At 55.5% G+C, this 15,887-nt stretch carries 16 protein-coding genes; 8 read left to right on the top strand and 8 right to left on the bottom strand.

From position 1 onward, the window contains the following. Positions 1–8 precede the first annotated feature (8 nt). From N3G78_03795 to N3G78_03765, 7 genes are all read right to left on the bottom strand, one after another. On the bottom strand, positions 9–368 hold the full coding sequence (locus N3G78_03795) for a cupin domain-containing protein (GenBank protein ID MCX8117045.1): 360 nt from the start codon (positions 366–368) through the stop codon (positions 9–11). A 27-nt stretch (positions 369–395) separates the two neighbouring features. Next, positions 396–2,126 carry an aldehyde ferredoxin oxidoreductase gene (locus N3G78_03790; GenBank protein ID MCX8117044.1) on the bottom strand — a complete coding sequence of 577 codons (1,731 nt, stop codon included), beginning with the start codon at positions 2,124–2,126 and terminating at the stop codon, positions 396–398. Positions 2,127–2,132: 6 nt separating this feature from the next. Beyond that, positions 2,133–3,179 carry an Ldh family oxidoreductase gene (locus N3G78_03785; protein ID MCX8117043.1) on the bottom strand — a complete coding sequence of 349 codons (1,047 nt, stop codon included), beginning with the start codon at positions 3,177–3,179 and terminating at the stop codon, positions 2,133–2,135. A gap of 4 nt (positions 3,180–3,183) precedes the next feature. After that, positions 3,184–3,855, bottom strand: a complete 672-nt coding sequence (locus tag N3G78_03780) for a 4-carboxy-4-hydroxy-2-oxoadipate aldolase/oxaloacetate decarboxylase (GenBank protein MCX8117042.1) — start codon at positions 3,853–3,855, stop codon at positions 3,184–3,186. A gap of 30 nt (positions 3,856–3,885) precedes the next feature. Further along, the gene (locus N3G78_03775; protein MCX8117041.1) at positions 3,886–4,563 is read right to left on the bottom strand and encodes a GntR family transcriptional regulator; all 678 of its coding nucleotides are present in this window, start codon (positions 4,561–4,563) and stop codon (positions 3,886–3,888) included. Positions 4,564–4,716: 153 nt separating this feature from the next. Beyond that, positions 4,717–5,106, bottom strand: coding sequence for an outer membrane protein assembly factor BamE (locus N3G78_03770; GenBank protein ID MCX8117040.1), 390 nt, complete (start codon positions 5,104–5,106; stop codon positions 4,717–4,719). After that, complete coding sequence (locus N3G78_03765) at positions 5,093–5,527, bottom strand: hypothetical protein (protein ID MCX8117039.1); 435 nt, start codon at positions 5,525–5,527, stop codon at positions 5,093–5,095. The genes N3G78_03770 and N3G78_03765 overlap by 14 nt, the downstream gene beginning before the upstream one ends. Positions 5,528–5,718: 191 nt before the next feature. Here N3G78_03765 and rfaE2 point away from each other — a divergent pair, with 191 nt between their 5' ends. The 8 genes from rfaE2 (at position 5,719) to N3G78_03725 (ending at position 15,148) form a co-directional block, all read left to right on the top strand. Next, on the top strand, positions 5,719–6,207 hold the full coding sequence (gene rfaE2 / locus N3G78_03760; GenBank protein ID MCX8117038.1) for a D-glycero-beta-D-manno-heptose 1-phosphate adenylyltransferase: 489 nt from the start codon (positions 5,719–5,721) through the stop codon (positions 6,205–6,207). Then, positions 6,191–8,578 (top strand): endopeptidase La, encoded by a 2,388-nt coding sequence (gene lon / locus N3G78_03755; protein ID MCX8117037.1) that lies wholly within the window; start codon positions 6,191–6,193, stop codon positions 8,576–8,578. The genes rfaE2 and lon overlap by 17 nt, the downstream gene beginning before the upstream one ends. Beyond that, positions 8,578–9,573 (top strand): thiamine-phosphate kinase, encoded by a 996-nt coding sequence (thiL, locus tag N3G78_03750; GenBank protein MCX8117036.1) that lies wholly within the window; start codon positions 8,578–8,580, stop codon positions 9,571–9,573. The genes lon and thiL overlap by 1 nt, the downstream gene beginning before the upstream one ends. A gap of 163 nt (positions 9,574–9,736) precedes the next feature. Further along, the gene (hrcA, locus tag N3G78_03745; GenBank protein MCX8117035.1) at positions 9,737–10,774 is read left to right on the top strand and encodes a heat-inducible transcriptional repressor HrcA; all 1,038 of its coding nucleotides are present in this window, start codon (positions 9,737–9,739) and stop codon (positions 10,772–10,774) included. A 15-nt stretch (positions 10,775–10,789) separates the two neighbouring features. Continuing rightward, complete coding sequence (gene grpE, locus N3G78_03740; protein ID MCX8117034.1) at positions 10,790–11,389, top strand: nucleotide exchange factor GrpE; 600 nt, start codon at positions 10,790–10,792, stop codon at positions 11,387–11,389. 47 nt (positions 11,390–11,436) lie between these two features. Beyond that, positions 11,437–13,350: a molecular chaperone DnaK gene (gene dnaK, locus N3G78_03735; GenBank protein MCX8117033.1), complete on the top strand. Its 1,914-nt coding sequence runs from the start codon at positions 11,437–11,439 to the stop codon at positions 13,348–13,350. 104 nt (positions 13,351–13,454) lie between these two features. Then, complete coding sequence (ftsY, locus tag N3G78_03730) at positions 13,455–14,372, top strand: signal recognition particle-docking protein FtsY (GenBank protein MCX8117032.1); 918 nt, start codon at positions 13,455–13,457, stop codon at positions 14,370–14,372. A 278-nt stretch (positions 14,373–14,650) separates the two neighbouring features. Beyond that, positions 14,651–15,148 carry a hypothetical protein gene (locus tag N3G78_03725; protein MCX8117031.1) on the top strand — a complete coding sequence of 166 codons (498 nt, stop codon included), beginning with the start codon at positions 14,651–14,653 and terminating at the stop codon, positions 15,146–15,148. Here N3G78_03725 and N3G78_03720 read toward each other — a convergent pair. Further along, positions 15,143–15,841 (bottom strand): hypothetical protein, encoded by a 699-nt coding sequence (locus tag N3G78_03720; GenBank protein ID MCX8117030.1) that lies wholly within the window; start codon positions 15,839–15,841, stop codon positions 15,143–15,145. The two genes, N3G78_03725 and N3G78_03720, sit on opposite strands and share 6 nt — an antisense overlap. Between the last annotated feature and the right edge of the window lie 46 nt (positions 15,842–15,887).

Genomic DNA, 15,887 nt, shown 5'->3' with positions numbered 1-15,887 from the left:
GTCGGGTTTCATTTCCGATGGCTCGGCAACTGGGGCGAGTAGATCCAGATAAATCTTAAGACCTCATCCCCGGTGTTTATAATCTTATGAAGTTTGCCCGGGGGGTTGTAGATACACACCCCGGGCTCAAGAGGAATCTCCCTGCCCTCGGTCACAAACATCCCTCTCCCGGCCACGAAGAACATCACCTCCTCTTCGCTGTCGTGCTTGTGCTCGGGGACCATCCCTCCGGGATAGGTCTCATTGACGCCCATGGCCAGATTTTGGGATCCAACCGTCTTTTCTGAAACTAGGATCCACGACATCCGAGGAGGGTCTCTCCTCTCCCCTTTCACATCTTTAATATGAATCACCTTGAGCTCTGACATCCTTTCCTCCGATCTCCTCTCTTTTTCTCAAAAGACGTCCTTCGGTATCTTCACCTCCCAGATCTGCTCCATTTCTTCGAGGGAGAGGTCGAAGACTACATTTCTCGGAGGAAGGGGTTCTTCCCGCATGAACTCGGGAATGTCGAAAAATTCTTCCGAGACCCCCGCCCTCCGGTTGAATTCCCGTTCGGTCTCCAGAACCTCTATCCCCATCCGCTGAACGTCCTCGTACGTCACCTTCCAGCCGTAGCGACCCCTCAGGAACTGGGCGAAGAGTTCTGGGTTCTTGACGAAGGGGGGCCGGGTGAAGAGACAGAGCCCCATGGTGTCGAGGATGGCCGCACGGATCTGGAGCCTGCGGGAGTTTTCGATCTGGTTCTCTTTCCCAATGGGATTTATGGTCTTTGCAGTCTCGAAGGCATTGCCGGCGGTGTGATCCGCCCCCATGGGCGAGGTGACATAGGTCACCCCGTTCCCTTTAAGAGCCCGGGGGTCGTAGCCAGGGATGGCCTGTCCCTTGATCGCGGGAACCCGCCTCACCCCGAAAACGCGACCTGTGACGACAACGCCGTTTCCGAGGATCCTTCCCAGAGGGGTCCCCTGGCCGATCTGGCGGATGAGATCCTTTGCACCCTGGGCATCGCCGAAGGGGATCACACCCGCTTCCATGGCCACGCCGATGGCCGCGCCGGTCTCGATCGTATCGACGCCCACCTCGTTGCAGAGATGGTTCAGCTCGGCGATGTCGTCGAGATCCCCGATTCCGCAATTGGGGCCGAGGAGGGTGATGTTCTCATATTGAATAGAGGCTACGGTCTTCTTACCCGAAGGGTCTGGGAAGACATTGGAACAGGAGATGACACAGCCCCGGAGGCAGGGGGTGCCGGTTCGCCCCTCTCCTCCTCGGGTGGCGATCACGTCCGCAATTCGCTCACCCGAGATCTCTTCTGCCCGCTCAAATTGGCCCGCGCTGAAATTTCTCGTCGGGAGAAGGCCGAGTTCATTGGCCACCATCAGGATCGCGGGAGTTCCATATTGATGTCGGTTTTCCGTCTTTGGATCCTCGAGGATCGCCTGGGTGAACGCCCTCCCGGCTTCTCGGAGGAGATTTTCATCGTAAACCGGAGGCGGGGAGGCTTCGGTATCATCCACCACGATGGCTTTAATCCCTTTGGCACCCATGACCGCTCCGAGCCCGCCGCGAGCCGCATACCGGACCTGGATGTCATTGGCATCAGAGACCGCCACCCCTGCCCCTGCCATCTTCATCTCGCCTGCAGGGCCAATACAAAGGATCCCGACCTGGGAGCCAAATCGTCTCCTCAGCATTTGAATCGTCTCTGAGACCATCTTCCCTTTTAATTCGGGAGCCTCCAGGAGATTGACCTTGTTCCCTGATATATGAAGGACCTTTATTCCCTCCCGTTCGGGAAGATTCTCGATCACCAGGGCCTTGATGCCGAGCCTTGCGAGCTTCTTTCCGGCCTCTCCTCCCACATCGCTCTCTTTGGCCCCGTTGGTAAGCGGGCTCTTCCCTCCCACGGAGAACTTTCCGGTCGTGGTGATCGTCGTATCCCCCAGAAGGCCCGGAGCGATGATCAACTTATTGAATCGGCCGAGGGGATCGGAGGTGGGTGGGACTTCCCTCAATAGGAATTTGGAGACGAGATAACGTCCTCCCCACCTCATCTCTTCTTCGGACGCTTCGCTCCTGAGAACCTCTCCCGTGCGGGTGTTGATCCGGACGATCCATCTCATTTCTCCCTATTCCTCCTTCAATCTCAAAGGACTCCTGACTTTCTCCAGAAGCCCATTCAATTGGTCCACGAGGGAATTGCTCAAGGGGATTCCCTCTATGAGAGAGCTTCTCTCCCTCTCCCTTTCGATCTCTCCTGGGAGATAGATCTCGGAGACGCCTTTGGCCTTCCTCGACTGTTTGATCGACGTGACGTAGGATTTCATGAGTTGTCCAAACTGATCGAGGGGCATCAACCGGTCGATGTCAATGGCCATCGTCAAGACCCCGATGCCTGTCGGACCCACGGGCTGATGAAAGGTCTTGACCATTGGACCGTAGCTCGATCCCGAGAGCATTCCGGCCAGCACATCGACCATCAGGGCGAGACCGTAGCCCTTCGGCCCACCGATGGGGAGAAGGGTCCCCCTAAGGGCGGCCGTTGGATCGGTCGTAGGCAAGCCGTTCTCGTCGAGGGCCCATCCAAGAGGAATCTCCTCTCTCATTCGTTCGGCACGCCTGATCTTCCCTCTTGCCACGACGCTGGAGGACATGTCGAGGACCACAGGGCCATCCGCCCCCCCCGGGACTGCGATGGAAAGGGGATTGGTTCCCAGAAAGGGTTCGGCCCCTCCCCATGGGGACATCGAGGGAGCTGAGTTGCTCATCACGATCCCCACCATCCCCTCTTTTGCCGCCATCAGGGTATAGTAAGCGAGGATTCCGATGTGATTGGTCTTGCGGATGAGGGTCACCCCCACTCCAAATTCTTTCGCCTTCTTGATGGTCATCTGCATCGCCCGATGGGCCGCAACCTGGCCGAGCCCATTGCCTCCATCAAGGAGAGAAAGAGATCCGTCTTCCTTGAGGACCCTCAGTTGTGTCGGGATCTGAATCATGTTTGCCTCTACCCGGTCGGCAAGGAGCTTGAGGAAATGAACCCCATGAGTGTCGATCCCCCTCATATCAGCAAGAACCAGACACTCGGCCACCACAAGGGCCTCCTCATCGGTCGCGCCCAATCCCTTTAAAATCTCGATGGCAATCTCCTTCAACCGGTGGGGCTTTACCTTCATCCCGTCAGCCTTCCTGTAATCCCAAGAACTCAAAAACCTTCTGCAATTGGTTGAGCTCCACGCTCGAAATTCCTGCTTTGAGCCTTTCCGACTTCAATCTTTCAGCCTCCAGCCTCTTAATCGACTTTTCCAAGACGGCCTCGCACTCCGTGCGCTCCACGACGACAAGACCATCCTCATCTCCGAGGATCAAGTCCCCCGGTTGGACCAGGACGCCCCCGAAGAGGATGGGATGGTTGATCAATCCCAGGACCGTCTTGGTCGTTCCCCGAATGCAGAACCCCCTGCAGAAGATGGGGAAACCCATCCGGATGATTTCTGCCGAATCCCTGATGCAACCATCGAGGGCCAAACCGCCCAACTGTTTGGCCACTGCAGAGGTGGCCATCAGTCCTCCCCAGTAGCCATACTCATAGCTCCCGCCGGTGGCGGTCACCAAAATGTCCCCGGGTTGGGCCCGTTCAAGGGCTTTATGAAGCATCAAATTGTCTCCGGGGTGACACTGAACAGTAAAGGCAGGGCCGCAGAGGCGTAACCCCGAGGCAATGGGTTTAATCCGATGATCCACGGCCCCCTTCCTCCCGGAGGCTTCGTGGACCGTCGCGGTTCCTATCCTCCTAAAGGATTCGATCAATTCCTTTGGGGGCCTTTGGATTTCCTTGATGACATGAATCATTCCACCAACTCCTTCCCCTTCTTCAGGGGCTCAGATGACCTTTTTCAAATACTCCATCGAGTTTCGAAGGTGATTCCTCATGGCCTGTTCGGCCGCCAGGGGATCTTTCGCCTTCAAGGACTCCAGGATCTCCAAATGCTCCCGGTAGGACTCCTCGGATCGATCGGGATGGGAGGGACTCGAATGATTGAAGAAATGGATCCGACTCCTGACGATATGGTCTTGAATCCTCTTGTAGATTCCCAACAGCCGCTGATTTCCGTACGTCTCGAAGATAAAGGAGTGAATCTCGTCACCCGATTTAAATCCGCCCGTTGAAGAGCCTTTCCCATGATTCTCCGAAGAGACGAACTTTTCCTTCAAAGCCTCGACCGCTTCAGGATCGACTTTTAGGGCGGCCCGTTTGATCACCTCACATTCTAAGATTTCCCGGAGGTCGAACAGCTCCCGGAGGTCTTGGATGGATAACTGGGAAACAAAGGCGCCCTTCACTGGAATATTTTCGATAAATCCTTCCCTTTCGAGTTGCTGCAATGCCTCCCGGATTGGGGTTTTGCTGATCTTAAACTCTTCAGAAAGGACGCCCTCGTTCAAGGGTTCCCCTGGCTTGAGGAGGTTATGGATAATCCTGTTTTTCAGCTCCTCATAGACCATGGCCTTTTTGCTTTTCGACTGGTTTTTCAATTTCCGGGAGACCTTTGCTCTCATTCGACAAAAAATATGAGAAATATATTTTAAATATTTTTTTGAGATACCATTACCACATTCGAACCCCCTTGTCAAGAAAAAATTTTTAGGGGATTTTCCGCTGGAGGGCAGGAATGATTTTTTTATAAATTTCGCGGATTAAAATAGGGGGACCTAAAAAGGGGAGAGTTCGGAGGTGCCTTTTCGAAAGCCGTAATTCTTCACGGTCCCCTCTTTATCGAAGAGGATGACCAAGGAGTCGCTCTTTTGCTGCACCTTGGAGTAGTGGAAGAGGGTGATATTGGTAAAGTACGGCTCCTCGAGGGTAAATTTCGTTGAATTTTTCCGGAGGAAGGTATAGACGAAGATGTCGCCGTCGTACTGCCTTTGGATGCGGTCCGGAGGGCCGAAGATTTGGAGAATCTGGCTCTTGGTGGTAAGGCCAGGCTTGATCGTCTCGCCGGGATCCGACCGGAACTCAGAACCGATGTAGACCCGTCCGATGCTGCACCCCCAGGTCATCAGGAGAAGAAGAAGAATAAGGCCGACCTTAACGCAGCTCATCGGTCCCCCTATGAAACCCGTAGTATTGGACCCGATCGTTTTCGTCGAGGAAGATGACGAGGTGGTCTGTTTTGACCTTCGCTTCAACAAAATTGAACAGGACGAGGATCATCGCCCGGATATTCCCCCGATTATATTGGTAGGAGAGGACGTTGGCAAAGGGGTAGTGGGTCAAGGGTTCTCTGGTCACGTCCAACTCTCTCAGGATTTGATTGAAGAGGGTTGGGCTGATGTAATTCTGGGGTGGCCCAAACCAACGGATGATCTCCTCCTTGGTGGTTATACCTGGCCGGATCTCCCGGACCTTCTCGGAGGAGATCTGAGAGCCTTCGTAGTATCGACCCACCACACAGCCCGAAAGCCAAAATAGGAGGAGAAATAAACCCAGAGAAAACCGTAAGGGCCTAAATCCCCATTCCATGGCGCCCTCCTATCCGTAGAACCTTCAACCTCTTAGGTAATTCATCATGACCCAAAACCAATCTTTTTGCAAATTAGGCCCCTGAGGAGGATCACCTGGATGAGGGATCCTCTTGGATCGCCAAAGGGCAGGGGATCCGGTCGCTGTTGACTCTCAAGAGCAAATCTGGTACGAATGGATTAGGGAAGGTGATGAAGGAAAAGATCAAAGGAAAAGAAGAGCTTAAAGGGATCCTTCAAGATCTTAAAGCTAAGGGGAAACGGGTTGTCTTCACCAATGGTTGTTTCGACCTCCTCCATGCAGGTCACATTCGGTATCTGGAGCAAGCCCGCGCGCTCGGCGACGTCCTGGTCGTCGGTTTAAATACCGATCGGTCCGTTCAGAGGATCAAGGGCCCTCTCCGTCCCATCCTTCCGGAGGAGGTGAGGGCCGAGATCCTTTCCGGGCTCTGGTGCGTCGATTTCATCACCCTGTTCGACGAGCCCACCCCCTTCACCCTCATCGATCTGCTGAGGCCGGATATCCTGGTGAAAGGCGGCGATTATACGAAAGAAACCATCGTCGGCCGGGAGGTCGTGGAGGCCTCGGGCGGCAAGGTCATCGTCCTTCCTCTCACGGAAGGGTGGTCAACCTCTGCGATCATCGAAACCATCTTGAAGCGCCATGAAAAAAAATCGTGACAAAGATCCGATTACCCCTCCAGACAAACTTCCTCTCCTCCCGGTGAGGGACGTGGTCGTCTTTCCTTATATGATCCTCCCCCTCTTTATCAACCGGGAGAGATCGATCAAATCCCTCGAGGAGGCCCTGGCCAAAGACCGGCTCATCTTTCTCGTCTCCCAGAAGAATCCCTCGGAGGACGAACCCACCCTCAAGGACCTCTACCGGGTGGGGACCATCGCCCTCGTGATGAAGATGCTCAAACTGCCTGACGGAAAGATCAAGATCCTCGTTCAGGGCCTCTCCAAGGCCACGCTGAAGGAGATGGTCCAGGTCACTCCCTACCTGATTGCCAAGGTGGAGAACATCACCGACCCTTTTATTACCGAAATCACGCTCGAGATCGAGGCGTTGATGAGGAGCGTGAGGGAGCAGCTCGAGAGGATCGCTTCGTATGGGAGATTCATCTCGCCCGACCTGATGTTTGTCCTGGAGGGGGTGGACGATCCCGGAAGGCTTGCGGATTTGGTGGCCTCCAACCTTGAGCTTCCGGTGGAGAAGGCCCAGGAACTACTCGAGATCTTCGACCCCATCGAGCGGTTGAGGCGGGTGAACGACCTTCTCGCCAAAGAGCTCCAGGTCCTCACCATGCAGGCCAAGATCCAGTCCCGGGCAAGGGAGGAGATGACGAAATCTCAGAAAGAGTACTTCCTGCGCGAACAGATGAGGGCCATCCGGAGTGAGCTTGGGGAAACGGACGAACAGACCAAGGAGTTCAAAGAGCTCAAGCAAAAGATCAAAAAGGCCAAGATGCCCAAAGAGGTCGAGAAGATCGCCTTCAAGGAGCTTGAACGGCTCGACCAGATGCACCCTGACTCCGCGGAAGCCACCATCGTGCGGACCTACCTCGACTGGTTGATCGAGATGCCGTGGTCGAAATCGACCGCCGACAACCTCGATATCAAAAAGGCCAAAAAGGTCCTCGACGAGGACCATTACAACCTTGAAAAGGTCAAGGAGAGGATCCTCGAATATCTGAGCGTCCATAAATTGAAGAAGAAGATGAAAGGCCCCATCCTCTGTTTCATCGGCCCCCCAGGGGTCGGAAAGACCTCCTTGGGAAGATCGATCGCCAGGGCCCTTGGAAGAAAGTTTGTCAGGATCTCTCTCGGCGGCATCCGGGACGAGGCGGAGATTCGGGGGCACCGCCGGACCTACGTCGGCGCCATGCCCGGCAGGATCATCCAGTCGATCAAGCAGGCGGGGACCAACAACCCTGTCTTCATGATGGACGAAATCGACAAGATCGGCGTCGATTTCCGTGGAGATCCTGCCTCGGCCCTGCTCGAAGCCCTCGACCCCGAGCAGAACAATGCCTTCAGCGACCACTACCTTAACGTCCCTTTTGATCTCTCCCAGGTCATGTTCATCACGACCGGGAACGTCACCGACGCCATCCCCTCTGCCCTGAGGGACCGGATGGAGGTGATCGAAATCCCCGGTTATACAGACCTTGAGAAGCTGAAGATCGCCAGGGCTTACCTCCTTCCCCGGCAGATGGAGGAGAACGGCATCGGACCGGAATTGATAGAGATCTCTGATCAGGCCATCCTCCAGATCATCTCCCAGTATACTCAAGAGGCCGGCCTCCGGAATCTGGAGAGGGAGCTTGCGGCCATCTGCCGAAAGGTCGCCAAGAAGGTCGCCGAGGGAAGGAAGGAGAAGACGAGAATTACCTCGAGGAACCTCCATCAATTCCTCGGTCCGCCCCAGTACCTCCTCGACGAGGAGCAGGAGAAAAATGAAGTGGGGGTGGCCACCGGGCTGGCCTGGACAGAGGCGGGCGGCGAGGTCCTCCATGTGGAGTCCTCCACCACCCCTGGCAAGGGCTCGCTCATCCTCACCGGCCACCTGGGCGAGGTGATGAGGGAGTCTGCCCAGGCCGCCTTTACCTATGCCCGCTCGAAGGCCAAGGCCTATCGGTTCAACGTGAAGGAACTGAACGAAAAAGATGTCCACATCCATGTCCCTTCAGGGGCCATCCCGAAGGATGGGCCCTCTGCCGGGATCACCATGGCCGTCTCCCTTCTGTCTGCTCTGTCGAGCATCCCGGTAAGGAAGGATGTGGCAATGACCGGAGAGATCACGTTAAGGGGACGAGTCCTGCCGGTGGGAGGGCTGAAGGAGAAGGCCCTTGCCGCACTTCGGGCCAATATCAAAAAGGTCATCATCCCCCATCGTAACCAGAAGGATTTGATGGAGCTTCCCTCCTACCTGCGCAAACGGCTCGAATTCATTCCGGTCAAACACATGGACGAGGTCCTTCGGATCGCCCTGGTCGAAAAGAGAGGTTTAAGGGCGCAATTTAGGCCTCGGGGCAGGCTCTCTTGATGAAAACCCTGAAAGACATCGGGGAGTTCGGACTCATTGAAAAGATTCGCAGATGGGGAAGATCGGTCCATCCCGAGGTGGTTCTGGGCATCGGCGATGATGTCGCGGTGATCGATCAGGGTAAAAAGGCCCTCCTTTTGACGACAGACATCCTGATCGAGGAGATCCATTTCAAGAGGGTCTGGATCGACCCTTACCGATTGGGGAAAAAATCCCTTGCGGTCAATCTCAGCGATATCGCCTCCATGGGAGGGACTCCGAAATACTTTCTCGTCACCCTTGGCCTTCCGAAGGATCTCCCGGTCGCCTTTGTTTCTTCACTCTACCGAGGGTTTAAAGAGATGATCAAGCGTTTCCAGGTGGAACTGGTGGGCGGAGACACCTCTCTCTCGGATCGAATCGTCATTAATATCTGCCTCATCGGCGAAGGCAAGAAAGACCACCTCCTCTTCAGGAGCGGCGCAAAGATTGGGGAAGACCTCTATGTTTCCGGAACCTTAGGGGATTCTGCCTTGGGCCTAAAGATTCTCCAGGACCAAAACCGCATCCGGAAACCCAAAGGGTTGCTTGAGCGGCATCTCTGCCCGACCCCGAGGGTCGAACTGGGCAGGGCCTTGGCAAAGATGAAAATCGCCTCGGCCATGATCGACGTGAGCGATGGTCTGGTAAGCGACGCCGGACATATCCTGGAAGAGAGCAACGTGGGGGCACGGATCTGGACCGATCGCCTTCCTCTCTCCCCTCTCCTCCGGAAGTGGGCTCGCCGGTATTCCGAAGATCCATGCCACCTCGGCCTAAACGGGGGAGAGGATTACGAGCTCCTCTTCACGTCCCCGCGAAGATGGAGGCCTGCTCTTGCCCGCCTTTCAAAGACGTTAAACCTGCCGATCACCCGCATTGGGGAGATCCTTCCAAAACAGGCGGGGCTTGAGCTCATCGACCCATCTGGCAAAGAGGTTTCTCTGCCTCGCCCTGGCTTTGACCATTTCAAATAGTCCCCGGAGGAGGTGGGGCCTTCGCCATTTTGGCGCCTTTACCCGGTTATCAAACAACTATTTGATATCTTTAATCTTTTTTTGATGCCCCCCTTCGGTTGAAGGCTTGACAAACCCCACCCCCGTAATTATCTTTAGGTCGTTCGCAGGGAGGGGCAGGCGGATGTTTTATTTAACCGACCGAATGAAAGAGGTCTTGAGGGCGGTCATCGAGGATTACATCCATTCGGGTGAACCGGTGGGTTCGATCGCCATCTCGAAGAAGTCAAAACTCGGCCTCAGCTCGGCGACGATCCGTAACATCATGGCCGACCTCGAGGAGTACGGGCTTCTCTTCCAGCCCCATCCCTCGGCGGGAAGGGTTCCGACGGAGAAAGGGCTCCGGCTCTACGTCGACTCGATCCTCGACCTCCACGACCTCAGCAGCGAGGAAAAGCGAGAGATCCGATCGCGGTATGTTCACTCCAGATCGGAGTGGAAAGACCTTTTCAGCGAGGTCAGCCGGGTCCTCTCCTCCTTTTCGAACTGTTTGGGCGTCGTCTGGGCCCCCAGGCTGAGCGAGCTCATCCTCCAACATATCGAATTTGTCAAATTGAGGAGGAATCTGACCCTGGTGATCTTTGTCAGCACCACAGGGATCGTCCAGAACCGGATCATCGAAATGGACGAGGATCTCTCCCAGGCCGAGCTCGACCGGCTCTCGGATGGGCTCAACGAACACCTGGCAGGTCTGACGCTTCAACAGGTAAGGGAGAAGCTCTTCGATCGGATGCGGAGGGAGAAGGCCGCCTTCGACCGTCTCTTTCAGGAGGCGATTAAATTGGGCGGAAAGGCCTTTGCTTCCTTCGAGGAGGTCGACGTCTTCATCGACGGAAGGACCAATATCCTGTCCGAACCCGAATTTTCGAAAAGATCGGACATGACCGACCTCTTTCGGGCCTTCGAGGAGAAGGCCACCATGGTCAAACTCCTCGACAAGTGTTTGGCCCCCAAAGGGGTCAGGATCGCCATCGGCTCGGAGAGCCAGGTGCAGGAGATGGGGGCCTGCAGCCTGGTGACATCGGCCTATGGGTGTGAGGGCAGGGTTTGGGGAGCCCTCGGCGTCATCGGCCCCCGGAGGATGAATTATGCGAGGATCGTTCCCTTGGTCGATTATTCGGCCAAACTCTTGAACGAGATCCTCGATACCTATAACCAATGATCTGGAGTCCCTACGATGAGCAGATCGGAAAAAGAGGATAAACCCGTAACGGAGGGTAAGGAGGGAAGCGGTGTTGCCGAAAGCCCGTCGGCACTTAGTGCATCGCCAGACCAGGGCGACGGGAAGGACCTCGACATCGAGGAGCTGAAGAGGCGTCTCGAGGAGAAGGAGAGGGAGGCCAAGGAGAACCTGGATCGGCTGTTGAGGGTTGCGGCCGATTTCGAAAATTATAAAAAGAGAACGGTCAAGGAGAGAGAGGAGTGGACCAAATTTGCCAACGAGGATCTGATCCGTGCGATCCTGCCCTTCATCGACAATCTCGAAAGGGCGGTCAACCATGCTGAAAAGGTGGCCGACGCAGGGGTTCTGATCGAGGGGGTTCGGCTGACGCTGAAAGAGATCCACCGAACCTTGAACCGCTTTGGTCTCACGGCCTTCGACTCCGTGGGACAACCCTTCGATCCGGAGCGGCACGAGGCCATGCTCATGGTGGAGACGGATCAGCACGAACCCAACCGGGTGGTCGAGGAATTTCAAAAAGGGTATCTCCTGAACGAGAGGTTGCTGAGACCGGCCACCGTTTCCGTGTCCAAACCCCTCGCGAAGGAGCAATGATCTCTCCAATCGAAAAACATCAATTTTTATAAGAAGGGAGAACGGCCATGGCAAAGACGATAGGAATCGATTTAGGAACGACGAACTCGGTGGTGGCGGTGATGGAGGGAGGAGATCCGGTGGTGATCGCCAATCCCGAAGGAAGCCGGACGACGCCTTCCGTCGTCGCTTTCACAGACAAAGGGGAACGGGTGGTGGGCCAGATCGCCAAACGACAGGCCATCACCAACTCCGAAAATACGATCTTCTCCATCAAACGACTGATGGGAAGGAAGTTCAGCGACCCCGAGGTCCAGAAGGACATCAAGATCCTTCCCTATAAGATCATCGAAAACAAAAACGGCGATGCCTGGGTGAGGATCCGGGACAGGGACTATAGTCCTCCTGAAATATCGGCCTTCATCCTTCAGAAGATGAAGGAGACGGCCGAGGCCTATCTCGGCGAAAAGGTGACCGATGCGGTCATCACCGTCCCGGCCTACTTCAACGACAGCCAGCGCCAGGCGACGAAGGACGCGGGCCGGATCGCTGGGCTCAACGTCATCCGGATCATCAACGAGCCGACCGCGGCCTCCCTCGCTTACGGCCTCGACAAAAAGAAGGACGAGAAGATCGCGGTCTTCGACCTCGGAGGCGGGACGTTCGACATCTCGATCCTCGAGCTGGGGGATGGAGTCTTCGAGGTCAAATCAACCAACGGCAATACCCACCTCGGTGGGGATGATTTCGACCAACGGATCATCGACTACCTGGCCGATGAATTCAAAAAGGATCAGGGGATCGATCTCCGGAAAGACCGGATGGCCCTCCAGCGGCTGAAGGAGGCGGCCGAGAAGGCCAAGATCGAGCTCTCCACGATGATGGAGACCGATATCAACCTCCCCTTCATCACGGCCGATGCCTCGGGTCCTAAACACCTCAACATGAAGCTGACCCGGGCCAAGCTGGAGAAATTGACCGAAGACCTTATCAACAGCGTGGAGGGTCCCTGCCGCCAGGCCCTGGCCGACGCTGGCCTCTCTCCGAGGGATATCGATGAGGTCATCCTGGTGGGCGGCATGACCCGGATGCCCAAGGTCCAGGAGAAGGTCAGGGAGATCTTCGGACGGGAGCCGAACAAGAGCGTCAATCCGGACGAGGCGGTGGCCATCGGAGCCGCCATCCAGGCGGGTGTCCTCAAGGGCGAGGTCAAGGACGTCCTCCTCCTCGATGTCACGCCACTCTCCCTCGGCATCGAGACGCTCGGCGGGGTCTTCACCAAGCTGATCGAGCGGAACACGACCATCCCGACCAAAAAGAGCCAGATCTTCTCCACCGCCACGGACAACCAGCCGGCGGTGACGATCCATGTGCTCCAAGGCGAACGGGAGATGGCGGCCGACAACAAGACCTTAGGCCAGTTCGAGCTGGTCGGGATCCCTCCGGCGCCTCGCGGGGTTCCCCAGATCGAGGTCACCTTCGACATCGATGCCAACGGCATCGTCCACGTCTCGGCCAAGGACCTGGGGACGGGCAAGGAGCAGTCGATCCGGATCACCGCCTCCAGTGGCCTCACCGAGGATGAGATCAAAAGGATGATCAAGGATGCCGAGGCCCATGCCGCGGAGGACAAGAAGAGGCGGGAGCTTGCCGAGGCTCGGAACCACCTCGATACGCTCATCTACACGACGGAGAAGTCCCTCAGGGAGTATGCGGACAAGATCGATGCCTCTGAGAAACAGAGTATCGAGGACGCCATCGCCAAGGCCAAAAAGGCGATGGATTCCAACGACCTTGGGACGATCAAGTCCGCCCAGGACGAGCTGACCCGCACTTCCCATAAGCTGGCCGAGGCCATGTACGCCAAAGCCTCCCAGAAGACGGCAGCAGGAGCCGGTCCTGGAGGAGGCGGCCAAGAAGGTCCCCGGGCCAAAGCGCAAGAAGATGTCGTGGACGCTGACTTCGAAGAAGTGAAGAAGTAGAAGTCCCCGGATTTCAGAAAAGGCGAGGTTCTCCTCGCCTTTTTTATTGCCCATTTGATTTTACGGCCCGCGGGTGTTACCGTTAAGGCCGTCCGGAGACCGCGATGTTCGGTTTTTTCGAAAAGTTAAAAAAAGGGCTTTCCAAGACCCATCAGGGATTCGTGGAGAAGATCGACCGCCTCTTCCTCGGGAAGAAGACGATCGACCAAGACCTCCTCGATGAACTGGAGGCCTTGCTCTATGAGGCCGACATCGGGGTCAAAACCACGACCGATCTGATCGAGGGCGTCCGCCAAGGGCTCAAAAGGGGCGACCTTCAGGATCCGGAAAAGGTCAAGGCCTACATCCGGGAGGAGATCCTGCGAATCCTCCGGACGGCAGAACGGCCTCTTCTCATCGACTTCAATCAGACCCGGCCCTTCGTCTTCATGGTCGTGGGGGTCAACGGGACGGGCAAGACGACCACGATCGGCAAGCTCGCCCACCAGTACGCCGCTCAGAAGAGGAAGATCCTCATCGGAGCGGCCGACACCTTCCGGGCTGCGGCCGTGGAGCAGCTCGAGATCTGGGCCAGGCGGGTCGGAGCGGATTTCATCAAGCAGTCCAAGGGTTCGGACCCCTCCGCCGTGGCCTTCGACGCCATCCAGGCTGCGCTGGCCAGGGACGTCGACCTCGTCTTCATCGATACCGCGGGCAGGCTACACACCAAGGTCAACCTGATGGAGGAGTTGAAAAAGATCAAGCGGATCGTCGGCAGACAGTGTCCGGGAGCGCCCCACGAGATCCTCCTCGTCCTCGATGCGACCACCGGTCAGAATGCCATCTCCCAGGCCAGGCTTTTCCACGAGGCCGTCGGGGTGACCGGCATTGCCCTGACCAAACTGGATGGGACGGCCAAAGGAGGGATCATCGTGGGCATCACCGAAGCGATGAAAATTCCCATCCGTTATATCGGGGTGGGCGAAGCCATCGACGACCTCAAAGCCTTTAACGCTACCGACTTCGTCAATGCCTTATTTTAAGACCAGTCAAGAAGCGGCTCTTCCTCATTTTTATCAAACCAACAAAATATTCACAAGTTCCAATAAAAATGATAATATGGTTTTGGGGTCCAATAGGATGGCACCTTTAAAAATCAAATACCCAAAAACCCTTAAAGATATCCCTTTATGGCGACAGCGCCAGCTTGAGGAAGATCTTCGCTGGTTTCTCAGATTCTCTCCTGCCCAGAGACTGGAATGCGTCGATAGGGAATGGAAAGAGATTCAGGAGTTTATTAGAAAGTTTGGCCTGAAAAAGCATGAAACTCGAAAAAGAGGTTGATTTTTTCAAACTCCTTCGTGAATTGAATCGCCTGAGGGTTCGATACCTCATCATTGGTCGGAGAGCGGTAATTCTTTATGGAGGGCCGGTCCTGACAGCAGACCATGATCTTTGGTTCCACCCGGAAGATAAGAAAAAGGTATTATCCCTTCTTTCGGAAAAACTCGATTTTGACCTTTCCCATTCTCCTGACACCAAGAGCCCCATCGTCACAGGATACTCGGGAACTAAAAAGTATGATCTCTTTTTCCAGAAGAGCGTTAAGAACACTGAGAATGAGACGATTGAATTTGAAGGGTGTTATGGCAATTCGGTTCTCAAGGAGGATAAAAGAGCAAAAGTCAGTTTTCGAATCCCTTCAATTGATGATCTGGTCCGTCTAAAAAAAGTTAGAAAGCCGAACGTCAAAGATCAACAGGATATTGAATACCTTTTGAAAGCCAAACAAATGTTAAGAAAATCGAATCGTTCATAGATTCCCTGAAGGCAATACCTTCTTTTCGAGGGCCTTGACCCGGGCCTCCAGGGCGGTGATCCTTTTATCGAGGTCGGCGTAAGAGAACTTGATCATCGCGCCCAGTTCCTCCCGAACCTCCAGAAATCCATCCCTCACCCTTTCGTTCAGGCTTTCAATCTCGCCGGACACATTTTGAAGGAGGCCCTTCAACTGATCGAACCCCTCCGTCCGTTGGAGGATCTCGGTCTTCAGCTCGGTGCCGAATCGATGGAGGGTCGCCCTCTCCTCCTCTTGGATGGAACGGAAAGAGGAGGTCAGCTGTCCTTCCTGTTTCAAGAGGCCAGAGCGGATCTCCTCCTTCAATTCCCGATGACCGAGGGATACCTCTTCCAAGCCTGCCCGGATGGCACTTGCCACCACCTCTTTGATCTTGGGCTCCAGGGATTGGAACATTTGGAAAAGGAGGGCCTCGATCTTCGAACCAAGTTCGTTCATCCCGTCCATGATCGGGCCGAGGTCGACCTTGGCCTCCCTTTTCAATCCCTCAAGCTCCGACTGAACCCCCTCCAGCCACCTGAGGGCCGACTCTTTCTGCTCCTCCTTTAACCTTCGGATAAGGGCGAGGAACTCCTGCCTCATCCTCTCCACGTCGTCCCGCCTGGCAATACTGAATAACTTCTGTTCGAAGAGTTCCATTCGCTCCTTCTCCATAGGCTCTCTCCTTTCTTGCTGCGCCCTTCTCTGTCCATATCATAGA

The sequence above is a fragment of the Thermodesulfobacteriota bacterium genome, assembly GCA_026415035.1.
Taxonomy (GTDB): domain Bacteria; phylum Desulfobacterota; class BSN033; order BSN033; family UBA1163; genus RBG-16-49-23.
Note: the sequence above shows the minus strand (reverse complement) of the source record. Positions and strands in the feature narration are given on the sequence as shown.